At 34.4% G+C, this 14,648-nt stretch carries 17 protein-coding genes; 10 read left to right on the forward strand and 7 right to left on the reverse strand.

All coding sequences use genetic code 11. From position 1 onward, the window contains the following. Positions 1-15: 15 nt before the first annotated feature. The 3 genes from thiD (at position 16) to fabI (ending at position 4,155) form a co-directional block, all read left to right on the forward strand. Positions 16-819 (forward strand): bifunctional hydroxymethylpyrimidine kinase/phosphomethylpyrimidine kinase, encoded by an 804-nt coding sequence (gene thiD, locus LC076_RS18760; protein ID WP_226670616.1) that lies wholly within the window; start codon positions 16-18, stop codon positions 817-819. Positions 820-1,072: 253 nt separating this feature from the next. Continuing rightward, complete coding sequence (locus tag LC076_RS24410) at positions 1,073-2,782, forward strand: IS200/IS605 family accessory protein TnpB-related protein (RefSeq protein WP_226670617.1); 1,710 nt, start codon at positions 1,073-1,075, stop codon at positions 2,780-2,782. Between the two features lie 599 nt (positions 2,783-3,381). Next, positions 3,382-4,155 carry an enoyl-ACP reductase FabI gene (fabI, locus tag LC076_RS18770; protein ID WP_226670618.1) on the forward strand — a complete coding sequence of 258 codons (774 nt, stop codon included), beginning with the start codon at positions 3,382-3,384 and terminating at the stop codon, positions 4,153-4,155. A 277-nt stretch (positions 4,156-4,432) separates the two neighbouring features. On the opposite strand, the gene LC076_RS18775 is transcribed toward fabI, so the two are convergent. After that, the gene (locus tag LC076_RS18775) at positions 4,433-5,386 is read right to left on the reverse strand and encodes an EAL domain-containing protein (protein ID WP_226670619.1); all 954 of its coding nucleotides are present in this window, start codon (positions 5,384-5,386) and stop codon (positions 4,433-4,435) included. A gap of 338 nt (positions 5,387-5,724) precedes the next feature. Here LC076_RS18775 and LC076_RS18780 point away from each other — a divergent pair, with 338 nt between their 5' ends. After that, positions 5,725-6,309, forward strand: a complete 585-nt coding sequence (locus LC076_RS18780; RefSeq protein ID WP_226670620.1) for a CotO family spore coat protein — start codon at positions 5,725-5,727, stop codon at positions 6,307-6,309. A 369-nt stretch (positions 6,310-6,678) separates the two neighbouring features. On the opposite strand, the gene LC076_RS18785 is transcribed toward LC076_RS18780, so the two are convergent. From LC076_RS18785 to LC076_RS18805, 5 genes are all read right to left on the reverse strand, one after another. Continuing rightward, a complete protein-coding gene (locus LC076_RS18785) occupies positions 6,679-7,092 on the reverse strand; it encodes a CotY/CotZ family spore coat protein (RefSeq protein ID WP_226670621.1) in 414 nt (137 codons plus the stop codon). A gap of 356 nt (positions 7,093-7,448) precedes the next feature. Then, positions 7,449-7,928 carry a CotY/CotZ family spore coat protein gene (locus LC076_RS18790; RefSeq protein ID WP_226670622.1) on the reverse strand — a complete coding sequence of 160 codons (480 nt, stop codon included), beginning with the start codon at positions 7,926-7,928 and terminating at the stop codon, positions 7,449-7,451. Between the two features lie 832 nt (positions 7,929-8,760). Further along, positions 8,761-9,255, reverse strand: a complete 495-nt coding sequence (locus LC076_RS18795; RefSeq protein ID WP_226670623.1) for a spore coat protein — start codon at positions 9,253-9,255, stop codon at positions 8,761-8,763. Between the two features lie 93 nt (positions 9,256-9,348). Further along, complete coding sequence (locus LC076_RS18800; protein ID WP_226670624.1) at positions 9,349-9,630, reverse strand: hypothetical protein; 282 nt, start codon at positions 9,628-9,630, stop codon at positions 9,349-9,351. A gap of 102 nt (positions 9,631-9,732) precedes the next feature. Continuing rightward, a complete protein-coding gene (locus LC076_RS18805; protein WP_319005551.1) occupies positions 9,733-10,146 on the reverse strand; it encodes a spore coat protein in 414 nt (137 codons plus the stop codon). A 306-nt stretch (positions 10,147-10,452) separates the two neighbouring features. Here LC076_RS18805 and LC076_RS18810 point away from each other — a divergent pair, with 306 nt between their 5' ends. Then, the gene (locus LC076_RS18810; RefSeq protein WP_226670626.1) at positions 10,453-10,803 is read left to right on the forward strand and encodes a DUF1360 domain-containing protein; all 351 of its coding nucleotides are present in this window, start codon (positions 10,453-10,455) and stop codon (positions 10,801-10,803) included. Between the two features lie 166 nt (positions 10,804-10,969). Then, positions 10,970-11,095 (forward strand): hypothetical protein, encoded by a 126-nt coding sequence (locus LC076_RS24255; protein WP_264191607.1) that lies wholly within the window; start codon positions 10,970-10,972, stop codon positions 11,093-11,095. A gap of 216 nt (positions 11,096-11,311) precedes the next feature. Here LC076_RS24255 and LC076_RS18815 read toward each other — a convergent pair whose 3' ends face one another. Continuing rightward, on the reverse strand, positions 11,312-12,034 hold the full coding sequence (locus LC076_RS18815; protein WP_226670627.1) for a vanadium-dependent haloperoxidase: 723 nt from the start codon (positions 12,032-12,034) through the stop codon (positions 11,312-11,314). A gap of 307 nt (positions 12,035-12,341) precedes the next feature. On the opposite strand from LC076_RS18815, the gene LC076_RS18820 reads away from it, so the two are divergent. The 4 genes from LC076_RS18820 (at position 12,342) to LC076_RS18835 (ending at position 14,151) form a co-directional block, all read left to right on the forward strand. After that, on the forward strand, positions 12,342-13,064 hold the full coding sequence (locus LC076_RS18820; protein ID WP_226670628.1) for a DUF421 domain-containing protein: 723 nt from the start codon (positions 12,342-12,344) through the stop codon (positions 13,062-13,064). Beyond that, positions 13,051-13,260 carry a hypothetical protein gene (locus LC076_RS18825; protein WP_226670629.1) on the forward strand — a complete coding sequence of 70 codons (210 nt, stop codon included), beginning with the start codon at positions 13,051-13,053 and terminating at the stop codon, positions 13,258-13,260. The genes LC076_RS18820 and LC076_RS18825 overlap by 14 nt, the downstream gene beginning before the upstream one ends. 124 nt (positions 13,261-13,384) lie before the next feature. Next, positions 13,385-13,504: a YjcZ family sporulation protein gene (locus LC076_RS18830; RefSeq protein ID WP_226670630.1), complete on the forward strand. Its 120-nt coding sequence runs from the start codon at positions 13,385-13,387 to the stop codon at positions 13,502-13,504. A gap of 392 nt (positions 13,505-13,896) precedes the next feature. Beyond that, a complete protein-coding gene (locus tag LC076_RS18835; protein ID WP_226670631.1) occupies positions 13,897-14,151 on the forward strand; it encodes a stage VI sporulation protein F in 255 nt (84 codons plus the stop codon). Positions 14,152-14,648 lie beyond the last annotated feature (497 nt).

Genomic DNA, 14,648 nt, shown 5'->3' on the forward strand with positions numbered 1-14,648 from the left:
AAGGGGGGAATGTAGATGACTGTATCTCGTGCGCTAACAATTGCGGGTTCGGATTCAGGTGGGGGAGCCGGTATCCAAGCCGATTTAAAAACATTCCAAGAACTTGGTGTATTTGGTATGACAGCGATTACTGCTGTAACAGCACAAAATACATTGGGAGTTCAAGGGGTGTATCCTGTATCTGTGGAAGGATTAAAAACTCAAATTGAGTCAATTGCAAGTGACCTAAATCCAGATGCTATTAAAACAGGGATGCTTTTTAATGCAGAGATGATTACACTAGTTTCTCAAAAGGTAAGAGATTATAACTGGGAAAACCTTATCGTTGATCCAGTTATGGTTGCTAAAGGTGGTCAGTCTCTGCTACTAGAAGAAGCGGTAGAAGCGTTAATTACCTCATTATTGCCATTAGCTAAGGTGATTACTCCGAATATACCTGAGGCAGAGGTTTTAACAAGTATGGAGATCGTGACATTAGATCAAAGGAAAGCTGCTGCCAAAAAGCTGCATACACTTGGTGCTAAAAATGTCATCATTAAAGGTGGCCATGATTCTTCTAGAGAAACTGTTGTTGATTTACTTTTTGATGGGCAGTATTTTGAAGAATTCACTGGACCTAGAAAAGGGACAAAGCACACACATGGAACAGGTTGTACCTATGCTGCTGCTATTACAGCTGAAATAAGTAAAGGCAAATCAGTATCAGAAGCGGTCACTACAGCAAAGGCATTTATTCAGGCGGCAATTGAAGACGAATTAGGCTTTGGTAGTGGACATGGTCCAACAAATCATTGGGCTTTTAACAAGACGCGTTTCTAACGGTAACCCTATAGGTGGTTAGTGATTAAGCTACTCCTCCAGAAAACTGGAAGGAAATTGAAGCCCTTTTAGATTATAACTTTATCGTTTTAGGCGAGAAGACTCCTTCCTCAAAATGCGTAAGCATTTAGGTGGGAGATGAATCGCCGTCATTTTTTTCTTTTTTCAAAAAAACCAAGTGATTTGAGTAGCCACAGAAACACGTAGTTGGTATAATTACCCTATCGAATATACGTTCTGGGGGTGCATGAAGGTGAAGAAAGCATATTTCTCTAAAAGAGTCTATAAAAAATCTATAAACAAAGAATATGTTGACGCTATAACTCATGCCCTTCACCTATTTAATCGTTCGAAACATTTTGCATTTCAAACGCAAATTCTTGAAAAGCGTTCTGGAAAGTGTAAACGAAATGAATCTCTTCACTTAACAGTGAAGAAACGTTTTGAATTAAATGATTATTATGCAAATTCTGCTGTTCAAGAAGCAAATTCTTTAATTAAATCTCAAAAAGAATTACAGAAACTATATATATCGAACAAAGAAGAACAAATAAAATCTGTTAAGAAGAAGATTAAATCTATTAAAAATAGATTTACAACATTAACTAAAATAAAATCTTCTTTTGTAAAAGGCACACCGACATTCAATAAAACTTCCCGCGAACAACAAAAAGGGAACTTTTTTGTTGTGGAATTCAAAACAAAAACAGATGTCTACTTTCATGCCTATCAATTTGAACATGAATATCTTGATGTCCAAATTACATCATTTAAAAATAGACTTGGACGATTAGAATTTCGTTTAGATAGATTAAATAAACAACTCATATCAATAAAAAAGAACAATAAGAGTGTCGTGTTTGGAAGCAAGAAGCTATTCAAAGCACAAAGCACCATTGCCGATTATAAAAATGACCACAACTTATGGCAAAAAGAATGGAAACAAGGTCGCTATAACAAAATGACCATAAGTGGTCGAAAGGACGCTAAGTCTGGTAATTTTGTTTTCACCTATACTCCAGATTCTAAAAGTTTGCATTTTACCACACCAAATGGTGTGGCTGTTAAAATACCATCATTATCATTTCCTTACGGTCAAGAGAAGGTTGAACATGCATTAGAAACACAATTCAACATGTCAACAAAAATGAAAAAGGAACATGGTAATGCAGTTGCGTGGTCCATTGAAGACCACGGTGAATATTACATAATCAAATGCATTTTGAGTATTCCAGAAAACAATGAGAAAAACCACAGTAAATCTGAAGGTCTAGTAGGAGTGGACTTGAACGTTGACCATATTGCATGGAGCAATATTAACGAAAAAGGTCAACTTATTAAATCTGGTGTTTTCTTGTTTGATATCGAAGATAAAAAATCAGGTCAAATAACTAAAATCATCGAAGCAGAAGCCATTCGTTTGGTTGACTTAGCAGTGCGATTAAATAAACCAATTGCCCTTGAAAAACTAGATACCACTAAATCAAAAGTTTCAAATCCATATGGCAATAAAAAGGCGAATAAGAAAATGTCCATGTTTGCTTATGACAAGCTATTATCAGCTATAATAAATCGAGCTGATAAAATGGGTGTGTCCGTTTTTGAGGTAAATCCTGCATACACATCACAAATAGGTAAAATCAAATACATGAAGCGCTTTGGTATTTCGATACATCAAGCTGCTTCTTATGTCATTGCACGTCGTGCAATGGGCTTTAAAGAAAAACTTCCACCAGTGTTGCATTTACTACTACCGGAGAAGATAGTAGGTCTACATCATTGGGTGCAGTGGAAGTGGATATCGACCTGCCTATCTGAAGTCTTTGTACATAGTTTCTATCAGATAGAACTTTCTTTCACAAGCAAGGATTACTCTATGAGTAATATTTTTCGACCAGGTGCTCTTACAGACTTAGTTGAAAAAGGGTTGTCTAAAAAAGAAAGTAGAAAAACCATTACCTAGTTGAACGGACAATGGTCTATTAAGTATTTTAATATTTACTTTTTAGGAATCCCCTTCCTCAAAATTTCGTTAGAAATTTAGGTGGGGGTAGTTCAATGAACGCGTATAGAGATGTTCAAAAAAAGAGGCTAGGACATAATTAAAGTAGTCATAAAAAAAGACGAATAAATCTAAATTCAGTTAAGCTTGAAGAAAAAAAGTTCGTTCCATTGCGCTGCAGACACTCGCGTTCCACGGGGAGGAAGCTGAGCCTCCTCGACGCAAGCGCCTGCGGGGTCTCAGCCTTTCCTCAATTCTAAGTAGGTGCCCGAGTATCTTCCGCTCCATTCCACTATAGTTCTTAAAAATATCAAAATCAAAAAACTATTGAAGACGGCAAATAAAAACCCGAACTATTAGGTGAATTTTTAATTAACATATCACCTAATAATTCGGGTTTATTATTAGCTTAAATACTAATGTTTAAATTTATTTATACCCTCTATTTAAATCTTTCCGATATAAACTTGGTTGTTGATTCCTCTATAGAGATTTTTAACTTTTAGTGATATAATTATAACCAGGTACTAATAACATGTAATAATTTTAGGAGGATAAACATGAATTTATCACTTGCTGGACGTAATATCGTTGTCATGGGAGTAGCAAATAAACGTAGTATTGCATGGGGAATTGCACGTTCTTTACATAATGCTGGTGCAAAACTAATTTTTACATATGCTGGAGAACGCTTAGAAAAATCTGTTAGAGACTTAGCTGATTCTTTAGAGAGAAATGATTCACTTGTATTACCATGTGATGTAACAAATGATGAAGAAGTGAAAACTTGTTTTACTAAGATCAAAGAAGAAGTAGGTGTAGTACATGGTGTTGCACATTGTATCGCATTTGCTCATAAAGAGGAGCTTCAAGGTGAGTATTTAAATACAACACGCGATGGCTTCTTATTAGCACATAACATTAGCTCATATTCCTTAACTGCTGTTGCTAAAGAAGCAAGATCATTAATGACAGAGGGTGGAAGCATCGTTACTTTAACATACCTTGGTGGAGAGCGTGTTTTACCTAACTACAATGTTATGGGTGTGGCAAAAGCTTCACTAGATGCAAGTGTAAGATATTTAGCAAGTGACCTTGGAAAAGACGGAATCAGAGTTAATTCTATTTCTGCTGGTCCAATTCGTACGCTTTCAGCAAAGGGTATTAGTGATTTCAATTCAATCTTAAAGGAAATTGAAGAGCGCTCACCACTTCGTCGTACAACAACACCAGAGGAAGTTGGAGATACTGCTTTATTCTTATTCAGTGATCTTTCAAGAGGAATGACAGGTGAAAATTTACACGTTGATTCTGGTTACCACATTTTAGCGTAAACTGTTTAAATGGTGAATTTTCGTTTTAAGACTGTTACACGCTTATCTCAGGAGTTTTGCATAACAATCAACTTTAAGTAGTGACTGTTCAATTTGTTTAAATAAATATAAAAAAGACGTTTAAACCACCTGTTCTTGAAAAAAGGTGGCTGAACGTCTTTTTTTGTTTAATTCGTTGAATAGTATTTCAACAATTCCTTGAGGCTAAGAAATGCTTCTATGTGAGTCTTTCACATTAAGCTACAATGAACATCATCATACATACATTAATTTTCTGTTAATTACGCTTTGAAATTGTTGTTTGAAAAGATGATTTGTCTTGATTCAATAACGTTCTTGCTGGTTGTCTACTTATTACTATGCCATTTTGCATAAGAACAATTTCGTCAGAAATATCTACAGCGATTGATTGGTTTTTTTGCCTAAAGTTCACTAATTTCATACATTGTTTTGCAATTTCATTAATCGGTGGTGTTGGATTATTTGGTCGAGCAATAAAAAAGCCCTGTCCAAACTCAATACCTAGTTCCATAACTTTTTTTAATTCAGCCTCTGTTTCTATACCTTCAGCAATAATCTCACTATTCATTTTCTTTGCAAATGATACAAAAGCTTCTAATATATTTGATTTTACTGGACTTTTATCTATTCCACATATTAGAGAACGATCAACTTTAATATAATCTGGCATGAGTTCTGAAATTGATTGTAAAGAGGAATATCCAGCTCCAGCATCATCGATAGCAATTTGAAATCCTTGTTCACGGTAGTGGTGTAGAACGTTTCTAAAGGCAGCAAAGTCGTTTATTGCATTTCTTTCAGTTATTTCAAATACAACATTTTTTGGATCCAATCCATATTGATGAAGCAAAGATATAGTATGACCAGGGTTGAATTTATTGTCATAAACCACTTGTGAGTTTAAATTTATAAACAATTTCTTGTCCTTTAGAATTCCTTTACTTTCCTCAAAAGCACGTTCCCTAGCTAACTTTTCAAGAGAGTATAATAAACCTTCTTTTTCAGCATAAGGAAACAAATTAATAGGACTATGAAAAAAGCTATCTACAGGTCCTCTAGATAAAGCTTCAAAACCGAAAATAGTGTTTTTGCTATGAAACTGAACAATAGGTTGAAAATAAATGGAGAGGTGTCGATCATGAAGAATGCTCAAAAATTCTTTCTTTAGATGAGCCTCCCGATGAATGTGTTCTTTACATACATTGTTCATAAATGTCTCCTTAATAATTCTGCGTAATTCGACAATAACAATTATTTATTAAGTTAGCGTAAATTGAATGTAAAGTTTTGGTTTTTATTAGTTATTTCATTGTTATTTTAAGCTTCTTAAATAAGGATGAGGATCCTGATATACATCTTATTCAAGCGAGTTTCTAGCTTTTTTCCGATACCATGGTTTACATTTGAAACATTTCAAATGAGTTATAAGCTTTTTAAACGTCTAAATAAATCAAGCATAAACGAAAGAATGTTATAAAAATAGGCACATTACCTAGTTCCATTGCATAACATGTTGTGTGCGAACATCTTTGAATTGGAGGTAGAGAAATGACTAAAAATCAGAAGAATAAGCATTATAACATGAAGCCACTTATGTATATAGTCCAACCGGATAATCAAGATATTAATGTGAATATGCAATCTTTTGTTGTTAAAAAAGCTAAACCTAAAGATGTAGTAGTAGAAGATAATCAACTTAAAGGGAATATACAAGTCAAAACATTAGTCAAAGAAGAGGATACAGAAGAAGAAACAAGCAAAGAAACACAAATGGAGGTAAATAATCGCCTTGAGGAGAATGTTTTACAAGATTCTCATTCTTTACAAGCAGATAAAGATGATCATGAGCAAGATTCAAATCAAGAACAAGATCAAGAGCAAACGGTTAAACAATATCGTAAACAAAGAAAACCAATTACCCAAATGAATATCGCTGAAAAAATTGAATTCTTTAAAAATCTCCCTAAGAATATGCCAAGAACTCTTTGCCAAATTGAAACAACCGAAGAAACATATCGAGGAGTTATTATGACAGAAGAAGATAAAATAGTGACAATTCGCTCGTTGACACATGCAAAGCCTATAGATTTACCTCTTGAAAACATTCAGTCAATAAATTTATTAGGTTTTTAAGAATGACCAATTGTATAAAATTACTTACAAAAATACATCATTGATTTTAAAAAGAATCACAAATGTATAAAATTTTTTTGTATCAGTAATCGTCCTTAGGAATTAAATTGAAACATAGCGAGTATAAGAAGTTAGGCACTGTTTATGCCTAACTTTACATAGAAAGTAAAAAAGTACAAGCTTTATATTAGTTTCTGTGTTTAGCTTTAGTAGCACCATGGCCTTAAGAATGTAGAGAGATGTAAGAACTAACGATCTCAAAATACAATTGTTCATAGGTTATAATTCCATTCGAACGAAGGGAAAGAGCACCATCTCTTCCTAATCGTCGAAAGCTTGTCGAGGCTAGACAAGGCGCTTGTGATTTTCTCAATGACCTTTTACTAACGTTGGTGATAAACATTGAATTGCACAGAAGCATGTAAGATCCACTTCAATACAATTATTTGTTTTTACTAATTTTTTCACATCACATATTTTCTCTGCAAGATGACCGTGACAATCTATTGGTAGTAATAAACGCAATGTTGCACAACAATCATGAATGTTCTCAACTCTAAAGAAATTTGTTTTAAAGCAATCGTGTGATCCTACATTTCCAAAAGCGTGAAAAGGATCTCCTTTATCAGTTAACAAGATAAACGGAATTGTGTCTCCTAAAGATTTTACTGGATTAAGAAGGTTACTGTAGCAGCTAGTAGGGCATTTTTCATGAACAGCTTCTTGTTGATCGAGAATATCATCGACTGCACTACAAACACAATTTAAATATCTATCTTTCATAATGCTCCCCTCCTAATGATGTCTTATTAGTAGTATAAGAAATGTCTAATAAAAAGGTGTTAGGTATTTTGCCTATTTTACATAGATGTTGTGTATTATGTATTTTCGTTAAAGTGTTTTGGTTATGTTTTGTATTTCCAGCTTGATCACGATCTTCTAATCATTTCCTATCGTTTGAGTCTTGTTAGGTATCATGTTTCTAGTGTTTTCATACATTGTCTCAGTACCTTTAGGCTCTATGTTCTTGTAGGCGTTCAAATCCTCCTCCTCAATTAATATAAAGTCATTGATTCTCTAACAAAACAAAAAAGAAAAGACTGCTGAAAGCTCAGCAGTCTAATATATTGGTTGGTTTATTAACGGTGGTGATGCTTTTTGTCAGCAATACGGTCAACTAATTCTGGTGATAAACATTGAATAGCACAGAAGCAATCTAGGTCAACTTCGATACAGAAGTCAGTTTTTTCAAGACCGAAGAATCCTTCGTCACAAGGACTACATACGCTTTCTGTATTTCCATCAACATCTACTGGACGTAGAATTGATAGTGTTGCACAGCAATCTTTTACTGCTTCAACACGGAAGAAGATTGATTGGAAGCAAGTCATATCATCTAAGAATCCACCAACATTACCGAATGCTTTGAATAATCCACCTTTTTTGTCAAACAAAATGAAAGGGATTGTATCTTTTGTTCCTGCTACAGGATTCAATAAATTACTGAAGCAGCTAGTCGGACAAGAGATATCTTCTACCGCTTCTTGTTCCGCTAAAATTTGTTCTACAGCTTCACATACACAATTGTTATCGAAGTCTTTTCTATCTTTGCAACCCATTATTAGCCATCTCCTTAATTAATAAATATTTGACTTTAGTCCTTAACAGACTATGTGGAAAATGACTAGTGTGTGTGGGTTATCGTCTAGATTCTTATAGAATCGTTGGGAAAGAATTAGGTAAAGGTAATATAATAGCTTGTTTATAAGCGCTGTTAATCGTTGTTCTTTTTTCCCAGGTAGTCGCTTTCTCGGAAAAGGTCGTTATAGAGCTGATGAAGGACATAAGCGAGGGGAAAGGCTGAGTAAAAGTCTGTCATAGAGCGGATGAAGGACATAAGCGAGGGGAAAGGCTGAGTAAAAGTCCGTCATAGAGCTGATGAAGGACATAAGCGAGGGGAAAGGCTGAGTAAAAGTCCGTCATAGAGCTGATGAAGGACATAAGCGAGGGAAAAGGCCGAGTAAAAGTCCGTCAAAAAGCGGATGAAGGACATAAGCAAGGGGAAAGGCTGAGTAAAAGTCCGTCATAAAGCGAATGAAGGACACGAGTACCCTATTTTATTAAATGTTAATGAACTTAGCTTGAAGTAAAGGCAAAGAAAGTACTATGGAAAGTATAAATTATTAATTAATGATGAAATTGGTTACCTTCCAATTTGCCACCTTGTAAGGCTGTGCACCTGTGTTTTGTTGTTTGGAATTGAATAAGATGAAACTCCTGCTTAGAGAAGAGTATCGAAGAGAGATCCGACTGGCGCAGCTTACGAGGAAGCTCACAAGGTAAAAGGTGCTTTTTTCTCTGGAAAGCGAATGACTGTAAAGGCAATCGATAGCAAAGATTAACAAGAGCCAAATAAAAAAAGCAGGGGATCACCCTGCTTCTTCATGTTAATTAAAAGATGTCGATGTTTACTACTAAAGCAATTAAAATTTGTAGTAAAACTTGTAGAGAAATTGCAACGTCTGTGTCTGTTGTTGTCACGTTTACGTCACGAGAGTTTTCAATTATTAATTTTTGCTTGTTTAATTGAGTTGTGTCAGTTTGCTGTAATAATTGTTGAGTGACTTGCTCAGCTCTGTTGCTGTCAGCGATTGTTAAATTGATAACTAATGCAATAGCAACTTGAAGGGCAACTTGAAGGGAAACAGCTACTTGAGTGTCAGTTGAATTAACATTGATATCACAAGAGTCTCTAACAATAATTGTTTCTGAAGAAATTTGATCAGTTTCACTAATTTGGTCAGCTGATTGACTTACTGTTGCATCATCATTGAAGAAGTTTACGTTGTTATTTCCAACAGCTGCCACCTCATCTTTAGAATAACAATCAGTTGGATGACAAGAGTTACGATCTAAGGCTACCCATTCATATGGTCTTGCTTCCATTGTTTAATTCCTCCTTTCGGTTTACTTTTATTAAATGATCAAATTTCATTTTTGTATAAGCCATCTATCTTGGTGATTTTGACCATTTTTGGTTTATTTGTCTTCTTTTTTCTTTTTAATCATGTCACGTAATGTTGTATTTTTAGGAGCTTCTTTGACAACAGTCTCTTCTGTTTGCTTTTCTTTAGATCCTTTAACAAACTCATCTACTTGTGCTTGAAGATCTGCTACTACTTTACGAAGTTGAGCTTTTTGCTCATCAGACAATTTCTTTTTCGTTTCATCTGTAATATTATTTTTGCTGAAAATATCTTGGACAAAAAGTTGCATCATTGTTGAAGAGATTTCTTGAAGATTTAATTTTTCATTAGACATTTTGTTCACCTCACTTTTCTTTATGAACCGTAAACGTTTAGAAAGTTTCCTAAAAACTTCCCAGTTGCGATAGATATTCTATGCAGCTAGTCATGTGATCGATTATAAAATGTCAATTTGAACAAGTAGTGCTAATAAAATCTGAATTAACACTTGAAGAGAAATCGCTACATCAGTATCTGTCGTCGTTATTTTAACGTCACGGGAGTTTTCGATAATAAGTTTTTGTTTGTTTACTTGTTTAATTACTGAACTCTGTAGAAGCTGTTGAGTAACTTGCTCAGCGCGGTTACTATCTGCAATTGTTAAATTAATAACTAATGCAATAGCAACTTGAACAGCAGCTTGCAATGAAACAGCAACTTGAGTATCAGTTGAAGTAACATCGATATTGCATGAATCTTTAATGAAAATATACTCCTCAGAAGCTTGAACTGTTTCGTTTATTTGAACATCATCTTGTGTTGGATTGTGATCCTTTTTACAATCTTCTAAAGCTGACCATCTTTTTGACATCAACATTCACTCCTTTCATTGATTAGAGATAAAAGGAAAGCACGGTGACAGCAACATTCTCACTTTATTGAAGCGTAAGTGAATAATGTTATGTTTTAAGTTCGTGCTTAGCCTTTACAGTAGTTAATGCAAATCCCCTAACTTTTGTATGAGTCAAACATACAGGATTACACCCATTTTTCGTATAAATGCTGATGGACAAACATGGAAAAGTTTAAATAAAGGAGGTCGTTCGATATTCTTAACTGAATTTCTTTTTCATAATGTATATAGAGTGTTGGTAACAGAAGGGTGGAATAAAATGGTATGGTAACTTGGTTACAATTTATCCTTTTTGGTTTTGCAGCATTTCGTTTAACCAGACTTATTGTATTGGATCAAATAACGGCGTTTATCCGTAAACCTTTTCATAATGAAATTGAAGAAATGAATGAGGAAGGAGAGCTTGAAACGTACTTAGAAATAAAAGGTTCCGGATTAAGAGCTTGGGTTGGTGAACTATTAAGCTGCTATTGGTGTACAGGTGTATGGTGTTCAGCTTTTTTATTTGGACTTTGGATGTTATGGCCATTTGGTGCAGAAATCTTTATTATCATTCTTGCTATTGCAGGATTAGCTGGAGTGATTGAATCAATGACAAGAAAAATAATAGAATAGGCAATTCACTTAGAAACAATTATTCCCTGATACATAAAATGGGATATAGAAGCTGAAAAAAAATGTTACCTGCACATTTAAAGAATACTCATTAAAGGACATGTTCGTCACTTTATTTTTTATGAACTTGAATGAAATATATAAGAATAGGAAGGTGGGATATTAAATGAAAAAGGCACGCTTGAATCCTTCCGTAAAATCGAATGAATCTAATCAATCAATTGCTGTATCAAGACCGAAAAAGGTCAAAAAAAGTGGTTGTGGTTGTGGGAATAAAAAGAGACGCCCTTAATTGTTTTACTGCTTGTCAGCTTCTAGAATTAAAATAGCAATCAAAGGGACTGATGAATAATCATCAGTCCCTTTTTTGAGGTGTGAAAAAGAAAGAGCACAATCTCTTTATTTCATAAGCTACACAGGAATTGAGGACAAAGAACGTCTTCTATTACTGTGCGTCTTACGCCTAAATGAGTCAGAGGTGGCCTTGTGCTTTTTATATGACGACAATCTAAATATAAAGTTTTGGTTTTTCAAGAACTTCTTCAATTTTTTTTCTGTTTCTTATTAAAGACTGACATTCATCAGAAAATGCATAGGGAATTACTTGACGATAATCTGATGGTGGTGTAAGTTGAACATTATTTTTTCTTCTGTAAGGTTTGTCAATTGGTAGATTTCGATCATCTACTTGTTTGCTAACATGATTTGCTACGATCTTTCCTATTTGTCTTCCTAGCTTTAACCCCTCATCATTATCTACTGGAAAATGAACCCCAGCATACAATCTGGATTTTGCATCAGCCTCAGCTATTTGATGAATTTTTCCTTTTGCTCCAGGGAAAAAATAACTTAAAACTTCCTCTGCACAACCTGAGATTGTTGCATGACCCGAAGGATACGTTGGATGTCTAGGTGTACATAAAATGGTTTCTAAATTAGGGTTGTATTGATTTGGTCTTGCAACAAGCCATTTATACTTTAGCGCCCAAGCAACAATAAAAGCATCATTTATTGCTGCTTCTGTAATAGCCAATATTCTCGCTGCATGTGGTGCAGACACCCCATATGAATCAATCAGTCGATCAATGACAGGTGTCCATTGCTTTGTTGCTACGCCTGTTCCATAGTATTTAGCTATGTCTATTTCTTCTTCTGTAATGTTATCAAGAACATCTTCAACTTTTGTTAGTTGTCTTTCCCAATGAATATGATCTGGATGTGTAATATTCAATGTGATCTTTCTTCCATTAGGGTCTAAGAAGGTACCATTTTCATTGTTTTTTAGAAAAAAAGGTACCCAAGAACCAGCGTGTGGTGCCTCTCCGTTTCTCGGTGCAGTACGTTCACCAGAATAAGGATGCTCATTCCATCTTAAATAGTCTATTTCAAAAACCTCCCTTCTAAACGGTTAATACAATCTATGGAAGAAATAGATAACTGGGAAAGGCGGATGCACTATGTTTGTAAATAACATATTTTTACAAATGATGTACATACTACAAATGCAATTAAATTAGTGATACAAGGAGAAAAATATGATGCCTGGTTGGATTGAAGTCATAATAAGATCAATCTCAATTATCTTCGGTTTATTTTTTATTACAAAGATATTAGGAAAAAAGCAATTGTCGAAGTTATCATTTTTTGAATATATAGTAGGTATAACAGTTGGTGATATTGCGGGTACCCTTTCGATGGATCTTGAATTAAATCTTGTCAATGGAATTACTTCTATTCTGGTATGGTTCTCAATTCCAATTTTCATTTCGATTATTGCACTGAAAAGTAAAGGCTTTCGAGACATTGTCGAAGGAAAAGCTAGAACCTTTATTCAAGATGGAAAGATCTTAGAAGAGAATATGAAGGTAGAAAAATATAGTACAGATGAGCTCCTAGAACAGCTTCGAAAAAAGAATATTTTTCAAATATCAGATGTAGAGTTTGCTATATTGGAAACAAATGGAGAATTAAGTGTGTTATTAAAAAAAGAAAAACAACCAGTTAAGTGGGAAGATTTATTTAATAGCAAAGGAAACATAGGTGAAAGACCAATAACAATCATTATGGATGGACAATTTCTAGAGAAAACAATCTATGAAGCTGGTTATAGTTTGGATTGGATAAAAGAAAAGCTTCGATCGAGAAAAAAAGCTGTAAAAGAAATATTTTTGGGGCAAATAGATGTTCGTGGTGATCTATATTTGGACTTTTACCAAGACCATTTAGAATATAAAAAGGAGAGAAACCATGGGGAAAATTGAAGGATTCTTTAATGAATGGATTCAAGCTAAATATCGTCATCATGATGAACTTCAAAATAAGGAGGATGAAAGAATAAAGAGAAAGGAGAATGATTTAGCAAGCTTGGATTCTACAGCAGAGGCTTTTGAAGAAAAAATGGAATTCACTTCTGTAGAAATTGAAAAATGGTTAATAAAAAATCAACTTGATAAATAAATAAGACGTTTTTTAAATAACTTTTTATGGTGTAATCTTTCATTAAATAGTGATTATGTCCAAACAATCCAACCTCTCTTTTCATAAAATACAGTGACGATAGAAAAGAGGAGGTGCTTAGCACATGGGTTACGGTTACGCAGGTGGTAACTATGGTGGTGGCGGTTACTACGGAAATACTTTTGTATTAATCGTTGTATTGTTCATTCTTTTAATCATCGTTGGAGCTTCTTTTTATAACTAATTTTTAAAAGCGAAAAACCGGGCATAAACTTAGCTCGGGTTTTCGTTTGTTCATTTTTAAGACTGATTTTATTTGAATTATCTTGTTGAAAATAATGATATCGTGCGGTTTAGTCTACTTATAGTTTTGGCTCTGTTAAACTTTGTTGTTGATTTCCGTTACAGGCATTCGCTTTCCGCGGGCGGTCCGGGAGCCTCCTCGGCGCAAGCGCCTGTGGGGTCTCCCTTTGACACGCTCCTCCCGCAGGAGTCTCATGCCTTTCACTCCAATCAACAAAGTGCTGAAAAATCAACATTAAGCTTTAACATAGCCATAGTTTTAAAAGTGTAAAGTTTTAATCACATTTATAACGAAAGCTCATAGTATATATCATGAATTAAGGAGGCGGGAAAATGGATAGCAAATTCTTTAAAAACCTTGAAGGCAAAACAGGTGTTAATATGAATGATGTATTATCGTTAGCTAACTCTTTACAAGGAGCAAACTTTAAAGATGAAAAAACAGTACGTGGTGTCATTCAACGAGTTTCTCAAATTGCTAACAAACCAGTTTCGAAAGAAATGGAAGACAAAATCGTTAATTCAATTGTAAATGGCAAAGAAAAACTTGATTTTAATACAATTTCTAAAATGATGAATAAAAAATAAGAGATATTCCTAACATTTTCATAGGTTCATATCAATAATGTAGTAAGAAAGAGGCTGGGCCTTAAGTATTAAAGCTAATGATAAACCCGAATTATTAGGTGATATGTCAATTAAACATTGACCTAATAGTTCGGGTTTTTATTTGCTGTCATTAATAGATTTTTTGATTTTGAATACTAATTCTAAGAACTAGTGGAATGGAGCGGAAGACCATCGACTCCTACGGGAATTGAGGAAAGGCTGAGACCCCGCAGGCATGCCGAGGAGGCTCAGCTTCAATGTCATCAAGCTAACCTTACAAATTATGTAAGGTTTTTTTGGACGATTTTCTGTTTGAATCAAGCTAAGTTTAATTGAAATGCAAATGTCATAAAAGAGTAGATTATTCATCATAAAACCTCTTGACTTTTCAAAATCACCACAATAATCGTTTTGAATACCAGTTTTTTGGTATACCAAAACAGAGTTGGTGGTTTAGATGGGGATGAAAAAGACTT

The organism is Metabacillus litoralis (genome assembly GCF_020524045.1).
Classification (GTDB): Bacteria; Bacillota; Bacilli; order Bacillales; family Bacillaceae; genus Metabacillus; species Metabacillus litoralis_C.